Annotated in this window: 14 protein-coding genes; 9 read left to right on the plus strand and 5 right to left on the minus strand. The window is 71.1% G+C overall.

What is annotated here, in order from left to right; genetic code table 11:
- Nucleotides 1–66: 66 nt before the first annotated feature.
- From AC1DE0_RS00480 to AC1DE0_RS00490, 3 genes are read right to left on the minus strand one after another with little or no spacing between them, the layout of a single operon-like run.
- Nucleotides 67–867: a cyclase family protein gene (locus tag AC1DE0_RS00480; RefSeq protein WP_478096034.1), complete on the minus strand. Its 801-nt coding sequence runs from the start codon at nucleotides 865–867 to the stop codon at nucleotides 67–69.
- On the minus strand, nucleotides 864–1,757 hold the full coding sequence (locus AC1DE0_RS00485; RefSeq protein WP_478096035.1) for an HpcH/HpaI aldolase/citrate lyase family protein: 894 nt from the start codon (nucleotides 1,755–1,757) through the stop codon (nucleotides 864–866). The genes AC1DE0_RS00480 and AC1DE0_RS00485 overlap by 4 nt, the downstream gene beginning before the upstream one ends.
- On the minus strand, nucleotides 1,758–3,017 hold the full coding sequence (locus AC1DE0_RS00490; RefSeq protein ID WP_478096036.1) for a CaiB/BaiF CoA transferase family protein: 1,260 nt from the start codon (nucleotides 3,015–3,017) through the stop codon (nucleotides 1,758–1,760). It abuts the gene before it with no gap.
- Between the two features lie 209 nt (nucleotides 3,018–3,226).
- Between AC1DE0_RS00490 and AC1DE0_RS00495 the strand changes: the two genes are divergently transcribed.
- From AC1DE0_RS00495 to AC1DE0_RS00535, 9 genes are all read left to right on the plus strand, one after another.
- Nucleotides 3,227–4,810, plus strand: a complete 1,584-nt coding sequence (locus AC1DE0_RS00495; protein ID WP_478096037.1) for a thiamine pyrophosphate-dependent enzyme — start codon at nucleotides 3,227–3,229, stop codon at nucleotides 4,808–4,810.
- A gap of 61 nt (nucleotides 4,811–4,871) precedes the next feature.
- A complete protein-coding gene (locus tag AC1DE0_RS00500; RefSeq protein ID WP_478096038.1) occupies nucleotides 4,872–6,056 on the plus strand; it encodes an acyl-CoA dehydrogenase family protein in 1,185 nt (394 codons plus the stop codon).
- Between the two features lie 60 nt (nucleotides 6,057–6,116).
- Complete coding sequence (locus tag AC1DE0_RS00505) at nucleotides 6,117–7,538, plus strand: MmgE/PrpD family protein (RefSeq protein WP_478096039.1); 1,422 nt, start codon at nucleotides 6,117–6,119, stop codon at nucleotides 7,536–7,538.
- Nucleotides 7,535–8,692 (plus strand): beta/alpha barrel domain-containing protein, encoded by a 1,158-nt coding sequence (locus tag AC1DE0_RS00510; RefSeq protein ID WP_478096040.1) that lies wholly within the window; start codon nucleotides 7,535–7,537, stop codon nucleotides 8,690–8,692. Before AC1DE0_RS00505 ends, AC1DE0_RS00510 begins: the two co-directional genes overlap by 4 nt.
- On the plus strand, nucleotides 8,689–9,957 hold the full coding sequence (locus tag AC1DE0_RS00515) for a CaiB/BaiF CoA transferase family protein (RefSeq protein WP_478096041.1): 1,269 nt from the start codon (nucleotides 8,689–8,691) through the stop codon (nucleotides 9,955–9,957). Before AC1DE0_RS00510 ends, AC1DE0_RS00515 begins: the two co-directional genes overlap by 4 nt.
- A complete protein-coding gene (locus tag AC1DE0_RS00520) occupies nucleotides 9,954–11,417 on the plus strand; it encodes an aldehyde dehydrogenase family protein (protein WP_478096042.1) in 1,464 nt (487 codons plus the stop codon). Before AC1DE0_RS00515 ends, AC1DE0_RS00520 begins: the two co-directional genes overlap by 4 nt.
- 25 nt (nucleotides 11,418–11,442) lie before the next feature.
- On the plus strand, nucleotides 11,443–12,222 hold the full coding sequence (locus AC1DE0_RS00525; protein WP_478096043.1) for an enoyl-CoA hydratase/isomerase family protein: 780 nt from the start codon (nucleotides 11,443–11,445) through the stop codon (nucleotides 12,220–12,222).
- Nucleotides 12,219–13,490: an MFS transporter gene (locus AC1DE0_RS00530; RefSeq protein WP_478096044.1), complete on the plus strand. Its 1,272-nt coding sequence runs from the start codon at nucleotides 12,219–12,221 to the stop codon at nucleotides 13,488–13,490. Before AC1DE0_RS00525 ends, AC1DE0_RS00530 begins: the two co-directional genes overlap by 4 nt.
- Before the next feature lie 229 nt (nucleotides 13,491–13,719).
- Entirely contained in the window at nucleotides 13,720–17,772 is a 4,053-nt protein-coding gene (locus tag AC1DE0_RS00535) for a family 43 glycosylhydrolase (protein ID WP_478096045.1), read from the plus strand.
- A gap of 93 nt (nucleotides 17,773–17,865) precedes the next feature.
- On the opposite strand, the gene AC1DE0_RS00540 is transcribed toward AC1DE0_RS00535, so the two are convergent.
- Entirely contained in the window at nucleotides 17,866–18,861 is a 996-nt protein-coding gene (locus tag AC1DE0_RS00540) for an aldose epimerase family protein (protein ID WP_478096046.1), read from the minus strand.
- Between the two features lie 81 nt (nucleotides 18,862–18,942).
- Entirely contained in the window at nucleotides 18,943–20,421 is a 1,479-nt protein-coding gene (locus AC1DE0_RS00545; RefSeq protein WP_478096047.1) for a family 43 glycosylhydrolase, read from the minus strand.
- Between the last annotated feature and the right edge of the window lie 9 nt (nucleotides 20,422–20,430).

Below are 20,430 nucleotides of genomic sequence, written 5' to 3' on the forward strand. Positions count from 1 at the left end.
TCCTCCGGACGATCGAGGGTGGAGCGCTCGGCCCTGTGGGCGGCCCTCCGGGGTGGGTTGGGACGCTCAGTTGACGAGTGCCAGCGGGCGCAGGGGTGACCCCGTCGCACCGACCAGGCGCAGAGGTGCAGCCACGACGGTGAAGGCCGTGGGGGCCAGACCGGCCAGCTCCTCCAAATTCAGCATCTCGATGATGGGGATTCCCTTCTCCACCAGCAGGATCCGGTGGCCGGGCAGGCGCGCGTGGCCGCGTCCCGCCGGAATGTGTTCGAAGGCGGTGGTGTCGGATCCGACGACCCGGGGCCGGTGTGTGGCCAACCAGGCGACGGCGTCCTCATCGGGTCCGGGCACCCCGCCCTCGTGGTCGAGGAAGGCAGTGTGGTCGTCCCACAGCTGCGCCCAGCCGGTCCGCACGAGGAGCGCCGAGCCGGGCGCGGGGCGGCGGTCGCCGAGGGCGCGGGCCAGCTCGTCGGCCGTGACAGCATGGCCGGGGTCGAGCCGTGGGAGTCCGAGCGCGGCCGGCACGTCGAGCAGGTGCCCGACGCACACGATGGGCTCCACGGTGTGGACGCCGTGGTCGAGGAACCGGCCGCCCGTCTGCGCCTCGGCGGCGGAGGTGCCACCGTGCAAGAGGCCCTCGTGGCTGATGTGGGCGAGGGCGTCGAGATGGGTGCCGGTGTGGGTGCCCATGACGAGCAGGTCGTTGGCTCCCGACGTGCCGTCGACCCGGACCGCGTCGCCGTGCCTGCGCAGGAGGGCATGGCGGAAGCCCGGGTGGTTGGGGGAGGTGGGGATGGCTGCATGCAGCGGCTGGGCGAGGTCGACGACGCGAACCGTCGCCCCGTCTGCCGTGAGTCCGGTGCTCACGCGTGGGCCCGCTCGTGGATGAGCTGGGCCTGCCGCAGGATCGCCGGGTCGACGAAGCTCCCGTCGTCCAGGGTGGTAGCGGCTGACCCCGCGTGCTCCATCGCGACGGCTCTCTCGATCACTTCGCTGGCCCACCGCAGCTCTTCGGTGCGGGGGGCGAAGGCGCTGCGCACGACGGGAACCTGGCGGGGGTGGATGACCGATCGGCCGTAGAACCCGAGCTGACGCAGCCTCTCGCACGACCGGCGCAGGCCGTCCAGGTCGGTCACGTGGGGGTGGACGCTCGCGACGGGAGAAGGAAGGCCGGCCGCTCGTGCGGCCTGCACGACGGTGAGACGGGCGAGCAGCAGGCCGCCGTCGCTCCCGTCGCGCGGCAGCCCGAGGTCGGCGCGCAGGTCGCTCTCGCCCAGGGTGATGGAGTGCACCCCGGTCTCGGCCGCGATCTCGGGAGCGTGGCGCAGGCCGAGGGCCGACTCGATGAGGGGGACGAGGTGAGGCAGGTCCAGGAACCGACGCGAGACGGCATACGCCCTGCGCACGTCTGTCGGCGACTCCACCTTGGGCAGGCGGATGCCCTGGATCCGTCCGTCGGCGAGAAGGGGACCGACCGCTGCGAGGTCCGCCCCGAAGTCGGCTGAGGACACCGGGTTGACACGCACCACGACCGGGACCTCCGCTCCCTCACGTGCGGCTGGTCCACCCCCGCCGGCGCCGGTGGCCAGTGCAGCCAGAGCGGCCGGCAGCATCGTGCGCACGCCGGGACGGGCCGATGGGTGGACGGCGTCCTCGAGGTCGATGACGATGCCGTCGGCCGTCCGGGCGGCCTTGGGCAGCAGCTCGGACAGCCGACCACCGGGCACGTACAGCCAAGTGGCGATCTCGGCGAGCACTCAGACCACGCCCGCGTGGCGCAGCCGAGCGAGGCGCTCGTCGTCGACTCCGAGCTCTGCGAGGACCCGGTCGGTGTCGGCACCGTGGCCACGCCCGGTGTGTCGGATCGTCCCGGGGGACTCCGACATGCGGAAGAGCACGTTGGGCATCCGCACCGGCCCGAGGTCCTGGTCCTCCACGGTGGCGATGGCGCCGATCGCGGCGTACTGCTCGTCCGCGACCACCTGGGACACGTCGTTGACGACGGCGAGCGCCGCGTCCGCACGGGCGAACTCCGTGACGACCTCACACGTGGGTCGCTGGGCGATCCATGAGCCCACCGCCTCGTCCAGCACGTCGGCGTGCTGGGCCCGCTGGAAGCCGTCGTGGAACCACGGCTCCCGCACGAGGTCCGGGCGGCCGACGAGCTCCATCACCCGCTCGGCGATCGAGTGAGCGCTCGTCGAGATCGCGACCCAGTCGCCGTCCCCGGTGCGGTAGGTGTTGCGCGGCGCGTTGTTCTCCGACCGGTTGCCCCGCCGCTGTGTGACGATCCCGAGCTGGTCGTAGACGGTCACCTGCGCACCGAGCATCGCGAGGATCGGCTCGATGATCGCGAGGTCGATGACCTGACCCTCGCCCGTGCGTTCACGACGGTGCAGGGCCGTCAGGGTGGCCACCGCGGCCGCCAGGCCGCTGATGTTGTCCGCGAGGGCCAGCGGCGGCAGGGTCGGCGGCCCGTCCGGCTGGCCGGTGGAGTGGGCGAAGCCGCTCATCGCCTCGGCGATGGTGCCGAAGGCGGGCTCGGTGGCTCGAGGTCCGGTCTGCCCGAACCCGGTGACTCGGGTGAGGATGATGCGGGGGTTCACGCTGCGGAGCCGGCCGTAGCCCAGGCCCCACCGCTCGAGCGTCCCGGGCCTGAAGTTCTCGATGACGACGTCCGCGGTGCGGACCAGCTCGAGGAAGACCTCCTGACCCTCGGGATGCGACAGGTCGAGGGTGACCGCGCTCTTGTTGCGGCCGAGGATCTTCCACCACAGGCCGATCCCGTTCTTGCTCTGGCCGTGCGTCCGTGCCGGGTCCGGCTTGCGTGGGTGCTCGACCTTGATGACGTCGGCGCCGAAGTCCGCGAGGACGGTGGCCGCCGACGGTCCGGCGAAGAGGGTCGCGATGTCGAGGACTCGGATGTCGTCGAGGGCGGCGCCCCGGTCGGGATCCGGAGCGGTGTTCGACGCGGCGCCGGCTGTCGACGGTGACGGCGTGCCCGTGGTCATTGACATGGTTCCTCCTGCTCGAGCGGGACGTCGGCGACGTTAGGGGGCTCGGTTCCGGACGGTCAGACACCGCCTCACCCAGTGAGAGGAAGGACCCTCTGCCGGGCGGCTCTTCCGCTGGGTGCGACAACGTCTGCCACCGGCTGGGGCGTCCCCTGACGATGGCGGAGTCCGGGGCGTCACCAGCCCCGGTCTCCAGCAGAGAGGAGCAGGACGTGACGACCGTGCGCGATGCAGCGTTCGAGGTGCTGCGCCACTTCGGGATGACCCGGATGTTCGCCAACCCGGGCTCGACCGAGGTCGCCCTGCTCACCGACCTGCCGGACGACTTCGAGTTCGTGCTCGGCCTCCACGAGGGGTCGGTCGTCGGGATGGCCTCGGGCCATGCCCTCGCCACCGGGTCTCCGTCGCTCGTGCTGCTGCACACCACGGCCGGCTTCGGCAACGCGGTCGGGGCCATCGCGACCGCCCGCACCAACAAGGCTCCGCTCGTCATCCTCGTCGGCCAGCAGGATCGTCGCCATCTGGCCTCCGACCCCTTCCTGGCCGGACGTCTCGAGGGCCTGGCCGGCAGCTACCCCGTCTCCCTCCGTCAGCCCGCCCGGCCGGCCGACGTGCCGGCTGCCATCGCCAGGGCCGTTCACGAGGCGGCCCTGCAGCGGGGCCCCGCCGTCGTCGTGGTGCCGATGAGCGACTGGTCCGAGCCGGCCGACGAGACGATCGCACTGCCCGCTCCGGCCCGCCTGCGCGTCGCGGGCGGGGTGGACGAGCAGCTGGCCACCGAGCTGACCGCGCTCGTCGACGCTGCCGAAAGGCCGGCCCTCGTCGTGGGCCCAGGCGCCGACTCAGCGGAGGCGTGGAGCGGCCTGACGGCCCTCGCCGAACGTCTGGCCTGCTCGGTCTGGCAGGAGGCCCACGGCTCGCAGTCCGGCTTCCCCCAGGACTCGCCGCGTTTCCGGGGCCACCTGCCGCCCACGCGCGGGGCCCTGCGAGAGACCCTGGCGGGCCACGACCTCGTGCTCGTCGTCGGAGGCCCCGCCTTTCGCCAGGGGACCTGGGAGCCTGGGCCGTTCGTCGAGGCGGGCACGTCCGTCGTCGTCGTCACGTCGGACCCGGAAGAGGCGACCTACAGCGCAGCAGACCTGGCCGTGCTCGGTGACGTGGCCGCGGTCGTCAGCGGCCTGGCCGCACGCGTCGCCTCGAGGGCGGCCACCGCGCCGCCCACCCCTGGCCGGCCGGTGACGATCCCGGAGGACGGCACCCTGCGGGCCGAGCACGTGTACGCCGCCCTGGCCGAGCGCCTGCCGGAGGACGCGACGGTCTTCGAGGAGAGCCCTTCGACCCGCCGTCTCATGCTCGATCTCATCCCCGCGCGACGGCCGTTCGGCTTCGTCACCGTGGCGCAGGGCGGCCTCGGCTTCGCCCTCCCGGCGAGCATCGGCGTGCGGATGGCGCAGCCCGACCGGCCCGTCGTGGCCCTGCTCGGCGACGGTGCCTCGCTCTACAACGTGCAGGGGCTCTGGAGTGCGCAGCACTACCGCGTCGGCACCCTGTTCATCGTCCTGTCCAACGGGGGGTATGCCGTGATGGACCGGCTGGCCGCAGCCCACGGCGGCAAGCCGCCATGGCCGCACTTCGATGACGTGAGCGTGTCCACCATCGCCACCGGGTTCGGTTGCGCCACGAGGCGAGTCACCACCCACGAGGAGCTGGTCGACGAGCTCGACCGCATCCTTCCCACCTTGCGGGAGAGGACCGAACCCCTGCTGCTCGAGGTCGCCGTGGAGGCGACTGCCTGATCACCCGCGCGCGGGCGGAACGAACCCTGCGCAATCCCCCGAGAACGAGAAGGAGGCCGCCATGGCCCAGGACTGGCTTGCCGAGGACATCCTCACCGAGGACCAGGAGGCGTTGCGCGACACGGTGTCGGACATCGGCCGGAAGTACGACATGCAGTACTGGATCGAGGTGGAGGAGTCGGGTCGCTATCCCACCGAGTGGGTCAAGGAGCTGACCGACGGTGGGTGGCTCTCCCTGCTCATCCCCGAGGAGTACGGCGGCGGAGGCGGGACCATCCCCGACGCGGCACTGTTCCTCGAGACGCTGAACCGGTGGGGCGGCAACGCCGGAGCGATTCACGCGCAGATGTACCAGATGGGAGCCATCCTCCGGCACGGCACGGACGCGCAGAAGCAGCAGTGGCTCCCGCAGATCGCCAACGACGGGCTGCGCCTGCAGTCGTTCGGCATCACCGAGCCCGACGCCGGCACGGACACCACCCGCATCCGCACGTTCGCGCGTCGGGAGGGCGACGAGTACGTCGTCAACGGCGGCAAGATCTACACGTCTCGCTTCCACCAGACCGACCTCATGCTCCTGCTCGTGCGCACGGAGAAGTACGAGGACGTCGAGAAGAAGACCGATGGCATCACCGTCCTGCTCGTCGACGTGCGAGAGGCCAAGCAGAACGGCCAGATCGAGTACCGCCCGATCAAGGTGATGTCGGGCCACCACACGAACCAGCTGACGATCACCAACCTGCGCGTGCCCGTCGAGAACCGGATCGGCGAGGAGGGCAAGGGGTTCCGGGTGATCCTCTCCGGGATGAACTCCGAGCGCCTGCTCGTCTCCAGCGAGTACATCGGCTCGGGCCTCTACTTCCTCGACCGCGCCGTGCAGTACTCCAAGGAGCGCGAGGTGTTCGGCCGCCCGATCGGCATGAACCAGGGCATCCAGTTCCCGCTGGCCACTGCCTTCACCGAGCTGCGTGCGGCGAGCCTCATGCGTTGGCACGCGGCCAAGGTCTTCCAGGAGGGGAGCCGGGACGGCTTCTACGCCAACACCGCCAAGCTGCTCTCGTCGAAGGCGCTGTGGAACGCTGCGAACGCGGCGATGGACACCTTCGGTGGGGCAGGGCTGGCTTCCGAGTACGGCATCGAGCAGAAGTTCCGCGCTGCTCGTGGTCCGCTCATCGCCCCGATCTCCACCAACCTCGTTCTCGCGGGTATCGCGCACCGGGACCTCGGCATGCCGAAGAGCTTCTGAGCCATGACCGCTCCCGTCTCAGCGCGTCCCGCCCCGCCTTCCCGGAAGAGAGGCCCCGACTTGGGCCCTGACGCCGACAGGGGGGCCACGTATGCGGTCGCGTCGTTCGCCGCCGAGGCGGCGGCGCGGCACGCGGGCAGGGCGCGCGCCGACGCGGTGCTCACAGCCCTCGTCGACACGGTGGCCGTGGCCGTCGCCGGTGGCGGCACGCCAGCGGTGGGCGCCCTGCTCGGTCTGCTGGACGCCGAGCCGGCCCCAGGGGACTGCAGCATCTGGGGCTCGGACCTGTGCGTCGGTCCGTCGACTGCGGCACTGGTCAACGGCACCGCAGCCCACGCGCTGGACTGGGACGACGCCTCGCCGACCATGCCCATGCACCCCGGGGCGGTGCTCCTGCCGGCCCTGGTCGCACGGGCCGGCCTGGTTCCGGTGACCACCGACCGGTTCGTGTCGGCGTACGCCGTCGGTTCGGCGGTCTTCCGCGCCGTCTCGGAGGTGCTGCCGCTCGACGTCCACTACGGCCGCGGCTGGCACAACACCTCGACGACCGGCCGCCTCGCGGCCACGGCCGCGGTGGCCACCTTGGCGGGGCTCGACGTCGAGACGACGCGACACGCCATCGGACTGGCTGCCTCGACGGCCTCAGGCAGCCGGGCCAACTTCGGCACCATGACCAAGCCCCTGCACGCGGGGCTGGCCGCCCGCGACGCGGTCACCGCCGTGGCGCTGGCCGAGCGCGGGCTCACCTCCCGGGTCACCCAGCTCGAGGCGCCCGGCGGCTTCTTCGCGCTCTTCGGTGAGACGGACGCGGCGACGCTGTCGCAGCTCCCCGAACGTCTCAGCCGCTGGGAGGACGGGTGGAGCGACGACTGGGCCGTCAAGCGCTACCCGTCGTGCTACGCGACACACCGTGCCATCGACGCGGTGCTCGACCTGCGCCCGGGGCTCGACCTCACAAAGATCTCGTCGGTCGAGGTCATCGTGCACCGCGGAGGGCTGAAGCCACTTCTGCCGCACCTTCCCGGCAGTGGACTGGAGGGCAAGTTCAGCCTGCCCTACACCGTGGCTCGGGCTCTGCGAACGGGACTCGTGCGGCTGGACGACTTCTCCGACGATGCAGTCCTCGACCCGGCAGTCCGCTCCCTGATGGACGCCGCCGTCGTGCGCGAGGCCGCCGACCCGGACGACCCGGCGTCGACCGAGCCGTTCACGGTGCTCACGGTGCGGACCCGCGACGGTGGCACGCAGACGCGTCGGGTCGACATCAGCCGAGGGGACTCCCGCAACCCGCTGACCCCGGGGGAGCTGGAGGACAAGGCGATCGACGCCTGCGCCTCCGTCGGCTGGACCTCCGAACGGACCCGAGCCCTCCTCTCCGAGGTGACCTCCCTCTGGCGAGGTGGTGACCTGACCGGCCTCCAGGACGTGCTCGCCGGTCGCCCGGTGACGACTCCGGCTCACGGCCGGAGGGCGGACTCATGAGTGGCCTGCCACGTGTGGAGATCATCGAGGAAGGCATGCGTGAGGGCATGCAGATCGAGAGCGCCGACATCCCGGTCGAGGCCAAGATCCGCCTTCTCGACGCCCTCTCGCGCACCGGGCTGCGCACCATCCAGGTCGGGTCGTTCGTCAGCCCCAGGTGGGTGCCGCAGATGGAGCACATCGAGCAGGTGATCGCGGGCTTCACGCCCGTGCCGGGCGTCCGCTACACCGCCCTGGCGCTCAACCAGAAGGGTGCCGAGCGTCGCGCCCGGCACGTGCCGCCGCTGGCGCCCCAGGAGGCGGCTGCCCGGACGACGGTCCACCTCTGCGACGTCTTCGTCCAGCGCAACACGGCGCGGACCCAGGCCCAGGAGATCTCCGCCGTGCCCGCCACGGTCGAGGCTGCGGTCGAACGGGGCGTGACCGAGGCCGTCGTGGCGATCAACGCCGCGTGGGGCTCGAACTGGCTGGGACAGTTCTCCCAGGAGCGGCGTCAGGATCTGATCCGGCTGCAGATGGACGCCTGGGAGGCGGCCGGGATCACGCCGCAGACCGTGTGGATCGGCGACCCGATGAGCTGGAACTCCCCTCGTGCCGTGGAGCACCAACTCCAGGCCATCCGCCAGGAGTGGCCCCAGGTGCACACCTTCCACCTGCACCTGCACGACGGCCGCGGCAGTGCCCTGACATCGGCGTACGCAGCGCTGAGGTCGCTCTCGACGGAGCACACGCTGGTCCTCGACGCCTCGATCGGCGGGATGGGCGGGTGCCCGTACTGCGGGAACGGACGCGCGACCAAGATGATCCCCACCGAGGACCTCGTGGACCTGCTCGAGACCGAGGGCATCGACACGGGCATCGACCTCGCGAGTCTCGTCGAGGCCGCTCACCTGGCCGAGGAGGTCGTCGGCCACCCGCTCTACGGCAAGGTCAGCAAGGCCGGACCCAGGCCGGGCGCCGAGGCGCTCTACCCGATGGACATGCCGCTCGTCGAGACCGAGGATCAGGCGCAGCACTTCCGTCTCGGGCCCTCCACGTATGCCGGGTGCCCCAGTCCGTGGAGACAGCCGATCACCTCGCCGGCGCGAGACGAGATCGACGGGGTCCGCTGCGCCAGCGGCCCTGAGCGACGTGCACGGAGGGACGTGCCATGACAACGACGGAGTCGACGATGGACAGCCAGATCCCCACCGGGACCGCACCCGGGTCGCTGGTCGGCCTTCGGGTGGTCGAGCTGGGAACCAGCGTTGCCGGACCCACGACCGGCCAGATCCTCGGTGACCTCGGCGCCGAGGTCATCAAGGTCGAGCGCGTGGGCGCCGGCGACGACACTCGCGGCTGGGCGCCCCCGTACTGGGGGAGCGAGCCGATGGCGTTCCTCGGCCTGAACCGCAACAAGAAGAGCCTGGCGCTGGACTTCAAGGACGGTCGGGGCGTGCAGGTGCTCGAACGGCTCCTCGCCGGCGCCGACGTCCTGGTCCAGAACCTGCGTCCCGGTGCGCTCGCGAAGGCCGGCTTCGACGCGGAGCGCCTGCGCGAGCTCAACCGCCGTCTGGTCTACTGCGAGATGAGCGGCTTCGGCTCGGTTGGCCCACGAGCCAGTGAACCCGCGTACGACCCTCTCCTGCAGGCGTATTCGGGGATCGTCAGCATGCTGGACACGGGCGACGGCCCGCCGATGCGGGTGCCCCTGTCGATCCTCGACAAGGGGACCGGGATGTGGGCGGTCATCGGAATCCTCGATGCCCTCCGCCGTCGTGACCTGTCCGGGGAGGGCAGTCACGTGGAGGTGTCGCTTCTGCAGACCGCGGTGTCCTGGGTGGACCAGAAGGTGATGGGGGCGCGCGCCGGCAACCCGGCGCCGCGCAACCTGGGATCGGGCCACCCGGGCGTCGTGCCCTACGGTGCGTTCCCCGTCGCGGACGGCCATGTCTTCATCTCTGCCGGCAACCAGACGCTGTGGACCCGGCTCGTCGAGGCACTGGGGGCCACCGAGCTGCTGGAGCGGCCCGGCTTCGCGTCCAATCCGGAGCGCGCCGAACGCCGTGCTGAGGTCAACGAGGCCGTCTCTGCCGCGACGCGGGCGTTCGCGAGCGACGAGCTGCTCGAACGCCTCGCGGCGGCGGGCGTCCCGAGCGCTCCCGTGCGGCCCGTGCACGAGGTGGCCGACGATCCCCAGGTGCGCGCCGTGGGCCTCGTGACGCCGCTGCCGCACCCCAACGTGCCGGGGCTCGAGGTCGTGCACCTGCCGGTGACCTTCGACGGGGCGTACCTGCCGCACCAGTGCCCTCCGCCGGAGCTCGGGCAGCACAGCGACGAGGTGCTCCACAGTCTCGGTTTCAGCGCCGACGAGGTCGAGCGGATGCTGGCGGACGGCGTGGTCGGTTCCGCTGCGACCACCGTCGGGACGCCGGCATGAGCTCAGTGCTGCTGGACGCCACCCGATGGTCGGGGCGCTACTTCAGCGCCGGTTGGCGGCCGGGGGTGTCGCAGGCGGCCGTCACCGAGAAGGCCACCGGGACCCGACTCGAGACCGTCGGCGTCGCTGACGCCGTGGCGGTGGAGCGGGCCGTCGACGCGGCTGTGGTCGCGCAGCGACGATGGGCGTCACTCGGCTACGACGCGCGCGCCGCGGTCCTGCGGCGCGCCGGGTCGCTCTTCGAGCACCATGCTGACGAGGCGGCCGAGTGGACGGCCCGGGAGTCGGGGGCGCCGTTGGCCATGGCCTGCCGCGCCCAGGGCGTCGCGGCGCAGGAGTGCTACGAGGCAGCCGGCCTCGCGAGCGCACCGTATGGTGAGCTCCTCCGGTCGAGCGCACCCCGCCTGTCGTTCGCCCGGCGCAGGCCGGTCGGCGTCGTGGGCGTCATCGCGCCCTTCAACGCACCGTTGCTGCTCGCGATCCGAGCGGTCGCGCCCGCCCTCGCCCTGGGCAACGCCGTCGTGCTCAAACCCGATCCGCGGACCGCCGTGAGCGGCGGCGTGCTCATCGCCCGGGTCTTCGAGGAGGCCGGGCTGCCCGAGGGGCTGCTGCACGTGCTCCCCGGGGGAGCAGACGTCGGCCAGGCCGTGGTGGCACACCCACAGGTGCCGGTCATCTCGTTCACGGGGTCGACGCCGGCCGGCCGGGCGATCGCCCGCGCCTGCGCCGACCAGCTCAAACGCGTTCATCTGGAGCTCGGTGGCAACTCGGCTCTCGTCGTCATGGGCGATGCGGACGTGTCGAAGGCAGCTGCCGCCGGGGCCTTCGGGTCGTTCCGCCACGCCGGACAGATCTGCATGGCGAGCGGTCGGCACCTCGTCCACGAGTCCGTCGTGGATGACTACCTCTCCGAGCTGACGCGGATCGCCGCGGCGACCACCGTGGGAGACCCTCTCGGTCCGGGTGTCGGCTACGGCCCTCTCATCGACGCCGGGCAGCGCGACCGGGTCCACAGCATCGTGACTCAGTCGGTGGAGGCCGGGGCCTCTCTGCTCGCCGGTGGCACGTTCGAGGACCTCTTCTACCGCCCCACGGTGCTCTCCTCGGTGCCCCTGCAGGCGCCTGCCTACGCGCAGGAGGTGTTCGGCCCGGTGGCGCCCGTCGTGTCCTTCGCCGACGTGGACGAGGCCGCCGCACTCGCCGCTGACTCGTCCTATGGGCTGTCGCTCGGCATCATCACGCGCGACGTCATGGCGGCGCTCGACCTGGCCGACCGGGTCCCCACGGGGTCGGTGCACATCAACGACCAGACCATCAACGACGAGCCGACAGCGCCGTTCGGAGGCGTCGGTGAGTCTGGCTCGGGTGCTCGCCACGGCGGCGCGCAGTCCAACCTGGAGGCCTTCAGCGAGCTGCAGTGGGTCACCATGCGGCGCGAGGCGCCGCACTACCCCGCCTGAACCTGCTCGACCGAAAGGACGACCCATGAGCGACGACATCCTGCTCGTCGAGGACCGCGACCACGTGCGTCACCTCACCCTCAACCGGCCCGAGGTGCGCAACGCCCTCAACCGCGATCTCAACGACCGGCTCGTCGACGCGATCATCGAGGCCGACCACACCCCCGACGTCTACGTCATCGCGATCACGGGGGCAGGGTCGGCGTTCTGCTCAGGGGCCGACCTCAAGGACGCCCGCGACCTGGCCGCCGCGGGCAAGCCCTTCTACGGCCCGCTCCACAACAACCGTCGCAGCCTGATGGAGGTGATGATCGACTCGCGCAAACCGACGCTCGCGATCGTCAACGGGGCCGCGATGGCCGGTGGATTCGAGCTGGCGCTCTCGTGCGACATGCGGGTCGCCGCGGAGGGCGCTGTCTTCGGTGTACCCGAGGCGAAGCGGGCCCGGGGAGCGCACTTCGCCTCGGTCCTGCTGCCTGTCACGGTTCCTCCCGGCATCGCGATGGAGTGGCTCTACACCGGTCGCAGGATCGGGGCCGTCGAGCTCGAACGGTGGGGACTGCTCAACCGGCTGGTGCCTGAAGACCAGCTGCAGGCGGCGGCCACGGCGCTGCTGGACGACATCGTCGCCTCGGCGCCGTTGTCATTGCAGCGCCTCAAGCTGACGTATCGCAAGACTGCAGGCATGTCGCCGCACGCCGCGATCCGGCTGGATCCGGGGCCGGACGTCTACCTGTCCGAGGACCAGAAGGAGGGCGCGCGGGCGTTCCTCGAGAGGCGAGAGCCACGGTGGCAGGGCCGGTGACGGAGCTGGAGCAGCGAGCGGGGCTGCCGCCTCGAGGACTGCGCCACTCGCTGCGCGCCTTCCGCCACCGCGACTACGCCGTCTTCTGGGTGGGCGCGATCACCTCCAACACGGGCGGGTGGCTCTCCAACCTGACCGTCCCCTTCGTCGTCTACGAGGTGACCCACAGCGCTTTGTGGGTCGGGCTCGTGAGTGTCTTCCAGTTCCTGCCGAACATCGCCCTCGGGCCGTGGGGCGGTGTGATCGCCGACCGACACGACCGGCGACGCGTCCTGCTCGTCACGCAGTCCGGGATGGCCCTCAGCGCCCTGCTCCTGTGGCTCGTCTGGACCGCGGGCGTGCGTGAGCCGCTGGCCATCATGGCGCTCGTCGGGGTGGCCGGGATCTTCCAGGGCATCAACATGCCGAGCTGGCAGTCGTTCGTCAACGACCTCGTGCCGCGTTCCGACCTCGACTCCGCCGTCGCTCTGAACTCCCTGCAGTTCAACGCGGCCCGGTCGCTCGGACCGGCCGTCGCCGGACTGATCCTTGCGACCATCGGGCCGGGATGGGCTCTGCTGCTCAACGCCCTGTCGTTCGTCGCAGTGCTGGTCGCGCTCGCGGCGCTCAGGGTGCGCAACCGCCCTCGGACGACGGATCCCGCACCCGTCTGGCGTCAGTTCGCGACGGCCGTCGGCTACATCCGCGGTCAGCCCGGCATCCAGATGGGCCTGCTCGTCGCGGTCGCGGTAGGTCTGCTCGTCAACCCGATCTTCCAGTTCACCGTCGTCTTCGCCGGCAGCGTCTTTCACGTCGGGCCCTGGACCTTGGGCCTGCTCAATGCCGCCCTCGGCCTCGGAGCACTTCTCGCCGCGCCGGTGCTGGCCGGCTGGAGCCACATCCTTCCCCGGTCGATGCTCACGCGGGTCGGGCTGGTCGGGCAAGCCGTGGGGCTCGCCGGGTTCGCCCTGTCCCCGTCGCCCGGCTGGGCGGCGGCAGCTCTGCTCGTGGTCGGCTGGGCGCTGCTGCTCACCATCTCGGCAACCAACACGGCGGTGCAGATCATCGTGGCCGACCGGCTCCGCGGCCGGGTGCTGGCGGTGCGCATCATGGCCTACACGGGGTGCTTCCCGGTGGGGGGCCTTGCTCAAGGTGTTCTCGCCGACGCCTTCGGCCCACGAGCCACGGTGCTCGGCGCCGGGCTGGTGCTGCTGGCGCTCGCACTGGTGCTGTCATCGTGGCGCGGGCCGTTGCGGATGCAGCGTCTGGACGACCCCCACGACGGCTGACGCCGGACGGCCGGGCCCCTCACGACCGGACACGACGCCCAGGGCTTCCCGCCGAAGGGCAGCACGGTTCGGCCTATGGTTCGTCGGTTGACAGGGTCGCCGCCGCTCCATATGTCAACGCTCACATCGCGGCTGGCGGATCACGCGTCGGTGCACTCGTGATGACACCCGGACGCTCTGCCCTCGCTCGCGGCTGCCCTGCCGCGCGCCCGACAAGGAAGTCACAGGCATGTCCGAAACGCCGGCGCCCCGCGCCCGAACGCGCACCACGAGGCGATCTCTGGCGCGAATCACGGCCCTGGGCGTGGCGCTCACCACCGCACTCAGCGCCCTCACCCTCACCGCCCAGCCGTCCGCCGCGGCGTCGCTCGACGACGGTCTTGTCACGCGCTACACGCTCGACCAGACCACGGGCACGGCCGTTGCCGACGCGTCGGGGCACGGTCGCACGGCAACGGTGAGCGGGGACACGACCTGGACCGGGGCGGAGGGCCTGCGCCTCGGCGGCACCAACGGACACCTGCGCCTGCCCAACGACCTCATGCGGGGCCTGACCGACATCACGGTCTCCACCCAGGTGCGCATCGACGCGAGCCAGGCCACCCCGTACTTCATCTGGGGCCTCGGCAACACGACGAGCGGCGCCGGCAACGGCTACCTCTTCACGACCGGCAACGCGTACCGCACCTCGATCGCGAGCGGCAACTGGTCGACCGAGCAGACCGCCACGGCCGCCGGCCACGTCGACCGCGGGCAGTGGCGCACCCTGACCTACACGCTGTCCGGCGGCACCGGCATCCTCTACGAGGACGGTGTCGAGGTCGGTCGCAAGACCGGCATCACCATCACCCCCGGCTCCATCGGCGGCGGCACGACGACGGCCAACTATCTCGGCCGCTCGGTCTACACCGCCGACAAGTACCTCAAGGGCGAGGTCCGCGACTTCCGCGTCTACGACCGGGCCGTGACGGCGGACGAGGCGAAGCAGCTCGGCGCACAGACCGCTGCCCTGCGGGTCACGTCCGACACCGCTGCGCTCGGCCTCGGTGACACCTCCGCCGTCACTGACGACCTCTCGCTCGCGACCAAGGGAGCCGGCGGCTCCACCGTGACCTGGACGTCCAGCGACGAGTCCGTCGTCGCGACCGACGGAACCGTCACGAGCCCCGCACCGGGTACCGGCAACGCGACGGTGACCCTCACGGCAACGGTGTCGTATGCCGCCGCTTCCGCGACGAAGCAGTTCACCGTGACCGTGCTGCAGGACATCACCGACGGGCAGAAGGTCGCGAATGCCCTTGCAGCGGTGAGCATCCCGGAGGCCAGCGCAACGCGCGGCAACGTCACCCTCCCGACCTCGGGGGCGCGCGGTGTCACGCTGTCGTGGTCGACGAAGGACCCGCAGGTCGTGACGGCGACCGGTGAGGTGAGCCGACCGGCATACGGCAGCAAGGACGCCAAGGGCCGTCTCGTCGTCCGCGCCACGCTCGGGGCCACGTCCGGCACCCGCAACGTCACCCTGACGGTCCTCGCAAAGCCCAAGCAGGAAGCCCTCGAGGGCTACGCGTTCGCGTACTTCACCGGGGAGGGCTCTGCGGATGGGGAGCAGATCTACATGGCAGGCAGCCGCGGCAACGACCCGCTCCACTGGGACGAGCTGAACGGCGGCCGTCCGGTCCTGACCTCGACCGAGGGCGAGCAGGGCGTGCGTGACCCGTTCATCATGCGCAGCCCGGAAGGCGACAAGTTCTACCTCATCGCCACCGACCTCAAGATCTACGGCAACGGCGACTGGGACCGCAGCCAGCGCACGGGCAGCCGCGCCATCGAGGTGTGGGAGTCGACCGACCTCGTCAACTGGAGCCAGCAGCGGCACGTCGTCGTCTCACCGAAGGAGGCCGGCAACACCTGGGCACCCGAGGCGTACTACGACGACTCGATCGGCGCGTACGTCGTGTTCTGGGCCTCCAAGCTCTACGCGGCGAACGACCCGCAGCACACGGGCAGCACGTACAACCGCATGATGTATGCGAAGACCCGCGACTTCAGGACGTTCAGCGAGCCGAAGGTGTGGGTCGACCCCGGCTACTCCGTCATCGACTCCACGGTCGTCAAGCACGGCGACACCTTCTACCGCTTCACCAAGGACGAGCGGAACAACACGTCGTCCACCCCGTGCAGCAAGTTCATCCTCGAGCAGAAGTCGACCTCGCTCCGGTCGACCGACTGGTCGTTCGTCAAGGACTGCATCGGCAAGGCCACCCCGACGAGCCCGGGCATCAACCAGGGCGAGGGCCCGACGGTGTTCAAGTCCAACACCGAGGACAAGTGGTACGTCTTCGTCGACGAGTTCGGCGGCCGCGGCTACGTGCCGTTCGAGACGACCGACCTCGACTCGGGCCAGTTCACGATGTCGACGAACTACCAGCTGCCCGGCCGTCCGCGGCACGGCACGGTGCTCCCGGTGACGAAGGCGGAGCTCGAGCGCCTCAAGGCCGGCCCCACGGCGCGGCCCTCGACGAAGAAGGGAGTCGTCGCTGACTACCGCTTCGGCACGGCCAATGGGGGCGCCGGGACCGCCGTCGCCGACGCGTCGGGCAACCAGCCCGCGGCGACCATCAAGGGCGGAGCCACCCGGACTGCCGACGCCGTCGAGCTCGGCGGAGTGGACGGCTACGTCGACCTGCCCGACAACCTCCTCGCCGGACTCGACGCCGTGACCGTGTCGACCCAGGTCTGGATCGACCCGAACCAGCCGACGCCGTACTTCCTCTGGGGCCTCGGCAACACCTTCAACGGGGCCGGCACCGGCTACCTCTTCGCGACCGGAAACGCCTACCGCACCGCCATCGCCCGAGGTGACTACTCGACGGAGCAGAACGCCGCGTCGGGTCGGGACGTCTCCCGCGGCTCGTGGCACACCCTGACCTACACGCTCTCGGGTGGCACTGCCGTGCTCTACGACAACGGCATCGAGGTCGCTCGCAAGACCGGCGTCACCGTGACACCGGGCCAGCTCGGGGACGGCACGACGACGGCGAACTACGTGGGCCGCTCGCTGTACAACGGCGACCGCTACCTCAAGGGCAAGGTCCGTTCGTTCACCCTGTGGAACCGGGGTCTGGCCGCCAAGGAGGTGCTGGCCCTCCCGGGCAACGAGACGGCGATCGGCTCGGTGAAGCTCGACGCGCTCAAGGTGCCGGCGATCATCGACGGCGACGTCGCGACGGTCACCCTGCCGGTGATGCCCGGCACGGACGTCACGCACCTCGCTCCCGAGCTCGGCCTGCCGGGCGACGCGCGGGTGACGCCGGGCAACGGGTCGACGCAGGACTTCTCGTCACCGGTGACGTACACCGTCACGGGAGCCGACGGCTCGAGCCGTGCGTGGACGGTGAAGGCGGTCGTCATGAACAGCCCGGTCCTGCCCGGCTACAACGCCGACCCCGACATCGTCCGGTTCGGCGACACCTACTGGATCTACGCGACGACGGACGGCTTCGACGGCTGGTCCGGCACGACCTTCAAGACGTGGTCGAGCACCGACCTCGTGCACTGGGCCGAGCACCCGGTCATCCTCGACCTCGGCCCGGACGTGACGTGGGCCGACGGACGCGCGTGGGCTCCTGCGGCCATCGAGAAGAACGGCAAGTACTACCTGTACTTCTGCGCCGACGCGAAGATCGGCGTGGCCGTGGCGGACTCGCCGGCAGGCCCGTTCCGCGACGCCATCGGCACGCCGCTCGTGGCCGCCAACCCGAACGGCGGCCAGGCCATCGACCCGGCTGTCTTCACCGACGACGACGGCCAGTCCTACCTCTACTGGGGCAACGGCAACGCGTACGTCGTGCCGCTGAACGCCGACATGACGTCGTACGACCCGGCAAAGATCGTCCGGCTCACCGGCCTCACGGACTTCCGCGAAGGGCTGTTCCTGCACAAGCGGGCCGGCACCTACTACCTGTCGTGGTCGATCGACGACACGCGCAGCGAGAACTACCGCGTGGGCTACGCGACGATGACCTCACCGCTCGGAGCCGGGCTCGTCAACCGCGGGGTCATCCTGTCGAAGGACCCGTCGCTCGGCATCCTCGGCACGGGCCACCACTCGGTGATCCAGGTGCCCGGAACCGACGACTGGTACGTCGTTTACCACCGCTTCGCCATCCCGGGCGGTGACGGCACGCACCGCGAGGTGACGATCGACCGGCTTCGCTACAACCCGGACGGCACCATCGCCCCCGTCGTCCCCACGCTGGGAAGCGTCGAGCCCCTGCGCTGAGCGCACAGCCCTGCGATCCAGCACCGAGCACGTATGCCGCCGGGCGGGGGAGGCGCCTCCAGCGCACCTTCCCCGCCCGACGGCAGCCGCTCTTCAGACGCCGCGGGCGAAGCGCCAGATCGTCGTGGTCGCGTACGTGTGGCCCGCCCGCAGCACCGCCGAGGGGAAGCCCTCGTGGTTGGGCGCGTCGGGAAACCCCTGCGTCTCGAGGGCGATTCCCGCCCGGGAGGCGTATGCCGTCCGACCCGGCCCCATGATCGTGCCGTCGAAGTGCGTCCCGGTGTACACCTGCAGGCCCGGCTGGTCGCTCTCGACGACGAGGGTGCGCCCGGAGGTGCCGCGCAGGGTGGCCACCTCGCGCAGGCCGGAGCCGCGGACCGCGAAGTTGTGGTCGATGCCGCCGCCGTGCCGCAGCTGCTCGTCGTCCGAGGCGAGTACGTCGCCGAGTCGACGGGGGACGCGGAGGTCGAACGGCGTGCCGGTCACGTCACGCAGCTCACCCGTGGGCAGCAGGGCCGCGTCGACGACGGTGAAGGCGTCGGCAGGGACCGTGAGCTCGTGGTCGTCGATCGTCCCGCTGCCCTCGCCGTCGAGGTTGACGTAGGCGTGGTTGGTCAGGCTGACCACGGTGTCGCGGTCCGTCGTGGCGCGGTAGTCGATGCGCACGCTCGCCGGCGTGACGGAGATGGTCACGGTGACGTCGAGGGCGCCGGGGAAGCCCTGGTCGCCGTCGGCGCTGTGCAGGGCCAGGACCACGTGCCCGGCGTACTGCTCGAGGACGGTCCACTGCCGCTGGTCGAACCCCTCGGTCCCGCCGTGCAGGGTGTTGCCGTTCTCGTTGGTCGCGAGCTGGTGGGCGACCCCGTCCAGCGTGAACCGACCCCCGCGGATCCGGTTGCCGTAGCGGCCGATCGTCGCGCCGAGGTAGTCGCGGCCCGTGCCGTAGGCGGCGGGGTCGCCGAACCCCAGGACCACGTCGACCGGTCCGTCGTCGTCGGTCAGAACGACCCGGCGCACGGCGGCTCCCGCGGTGACCACCTCGAGGGTGATGCCGTCGGCCGTGAGCTCGATCGAGGTGGGGGTGGTCATGGCTCTCCTGGTGTCGCTGGTGCGGGAACGGGGAACGGCGAGGGGCCGGCCCGCGACGTCGCGAGCCGGCCCCTCGGCGGGTCAGCTGAGCAGGAAGGTCGACTTCGAGCCCGAGGCCGGGCCCACGACGAGGCGGCCCTTGTCGTGCCGAAGGTAGGACCCCGGCGCCGAGACCGACTGGAGGGACACGCCCTTCGGGGTCGCGAGACCCGGGAGGCGCCGGAAGCTCGCCTCGGCGGCATACGTGCTGCTGCCGTCCTCGACCGGGTCGATGCGCACGCCCGTGGCGGTCACGCGCACGTACCTGTCGGGGAAGTTGACGGACTGCAGCGACACCGTTTCACCACCGGATCGCCCTGCGACGAAACGGAACTGGCTGTCGGCCAGTTCGCGCACGGCGGCATCGACGCGCAGCTCGTAGGCGAAGTGCCGGACGAACGACGACGCCGAGTCGGCGGGGGAGAGCCGCACGATCGGCCCGCCGGCACCGACCGGCACGCCGAAGAGCGGCGTGCCGTCCGGGTGCCAGTACAGCCGCTGGGCCCGGGCGTGGCGGTTCGGGTCGTAGAGCGGGTCGCCGACGATGTCGCGGTAGTCACGGGCGTGGTAGACCATGACGTCCGTGACGCCGTCCTCGGCCACGGTGAAGCTGTTGTGACCGGGGCCGTACTGCCTCGTCTGCTCGTTCGTCGTGAAGACGGGGTCGACCCCCTTGCTCCACGACCGCGAGTCGAGCAGGTCGGCGCGAGCATCGGCCGTGAGCAGACCCATGCAGTAGCGGGAGTCCGTGGCACTCGCGGAGAAGGTGATGAAGACCCTTCCGTTCCGCACCAGCACCGCCGGACCCTCGTTGACCTTGAAGCCCTGCACCTCCCACGAGCGCGTCGGCGTCGCGATGCGCACCGGCGCGGTCGCCAGCGCGAACGGCGATGCCATCTCGGCGATGTAGAGGCTCGTGTTGACGGCGATCTCGGGCTCGCTCTGGGCCCACACGAGGTAGCGGCGACCGAGGTGCTCGAACGTGGTGGAGTCGAGCGCAAACGAGGGCCACGGCGTGACGATCTGTCGCGGCGCGCCCCAGCCCGAGGGCTCCCGCGGGTCCGCGAGGGCCGACTCCATGACGTACATGCGGATGTTGAAGACGTTGCCCGCGTCGCCGGCGGCGAAGTAGATGTACCAGCGGCCGTCCATGCGATGGAGCTCAGGCGCCCAGATGTGGCCGCCCATCTGCCCGGATGTGGGGCGTCGCCACACGACCGACTCGGCCGCGGAACCGAGGCCCGCGATCGTGCCGGCCCCGCGGACGATGATGCGGTCGTACTCCGGCACGGAGCCGGTGAAGTAATACGTGCCGTTGACCGGCAGCGTGACGAAGGGGTCGGCCCGCTGCCAGACCAGCGGGCTCGCGGTGGGAGCGCCGTAGACCTCGGCGTCGGTGCGCGCGGCGGGGGCCGCGATCGCCCGGCCGGTGAGGCCGGGGATCGCGAGGCCGCTCGCGGCGAGGACGAACCCGCCGAGGCCGCCACCCAGAAGGGTGCGTCGGGAGAGTGCGTGTGACATGGCGGTCTC

The organism is Terrabacter sp. 05T424, from assembly GCF_056396225.1.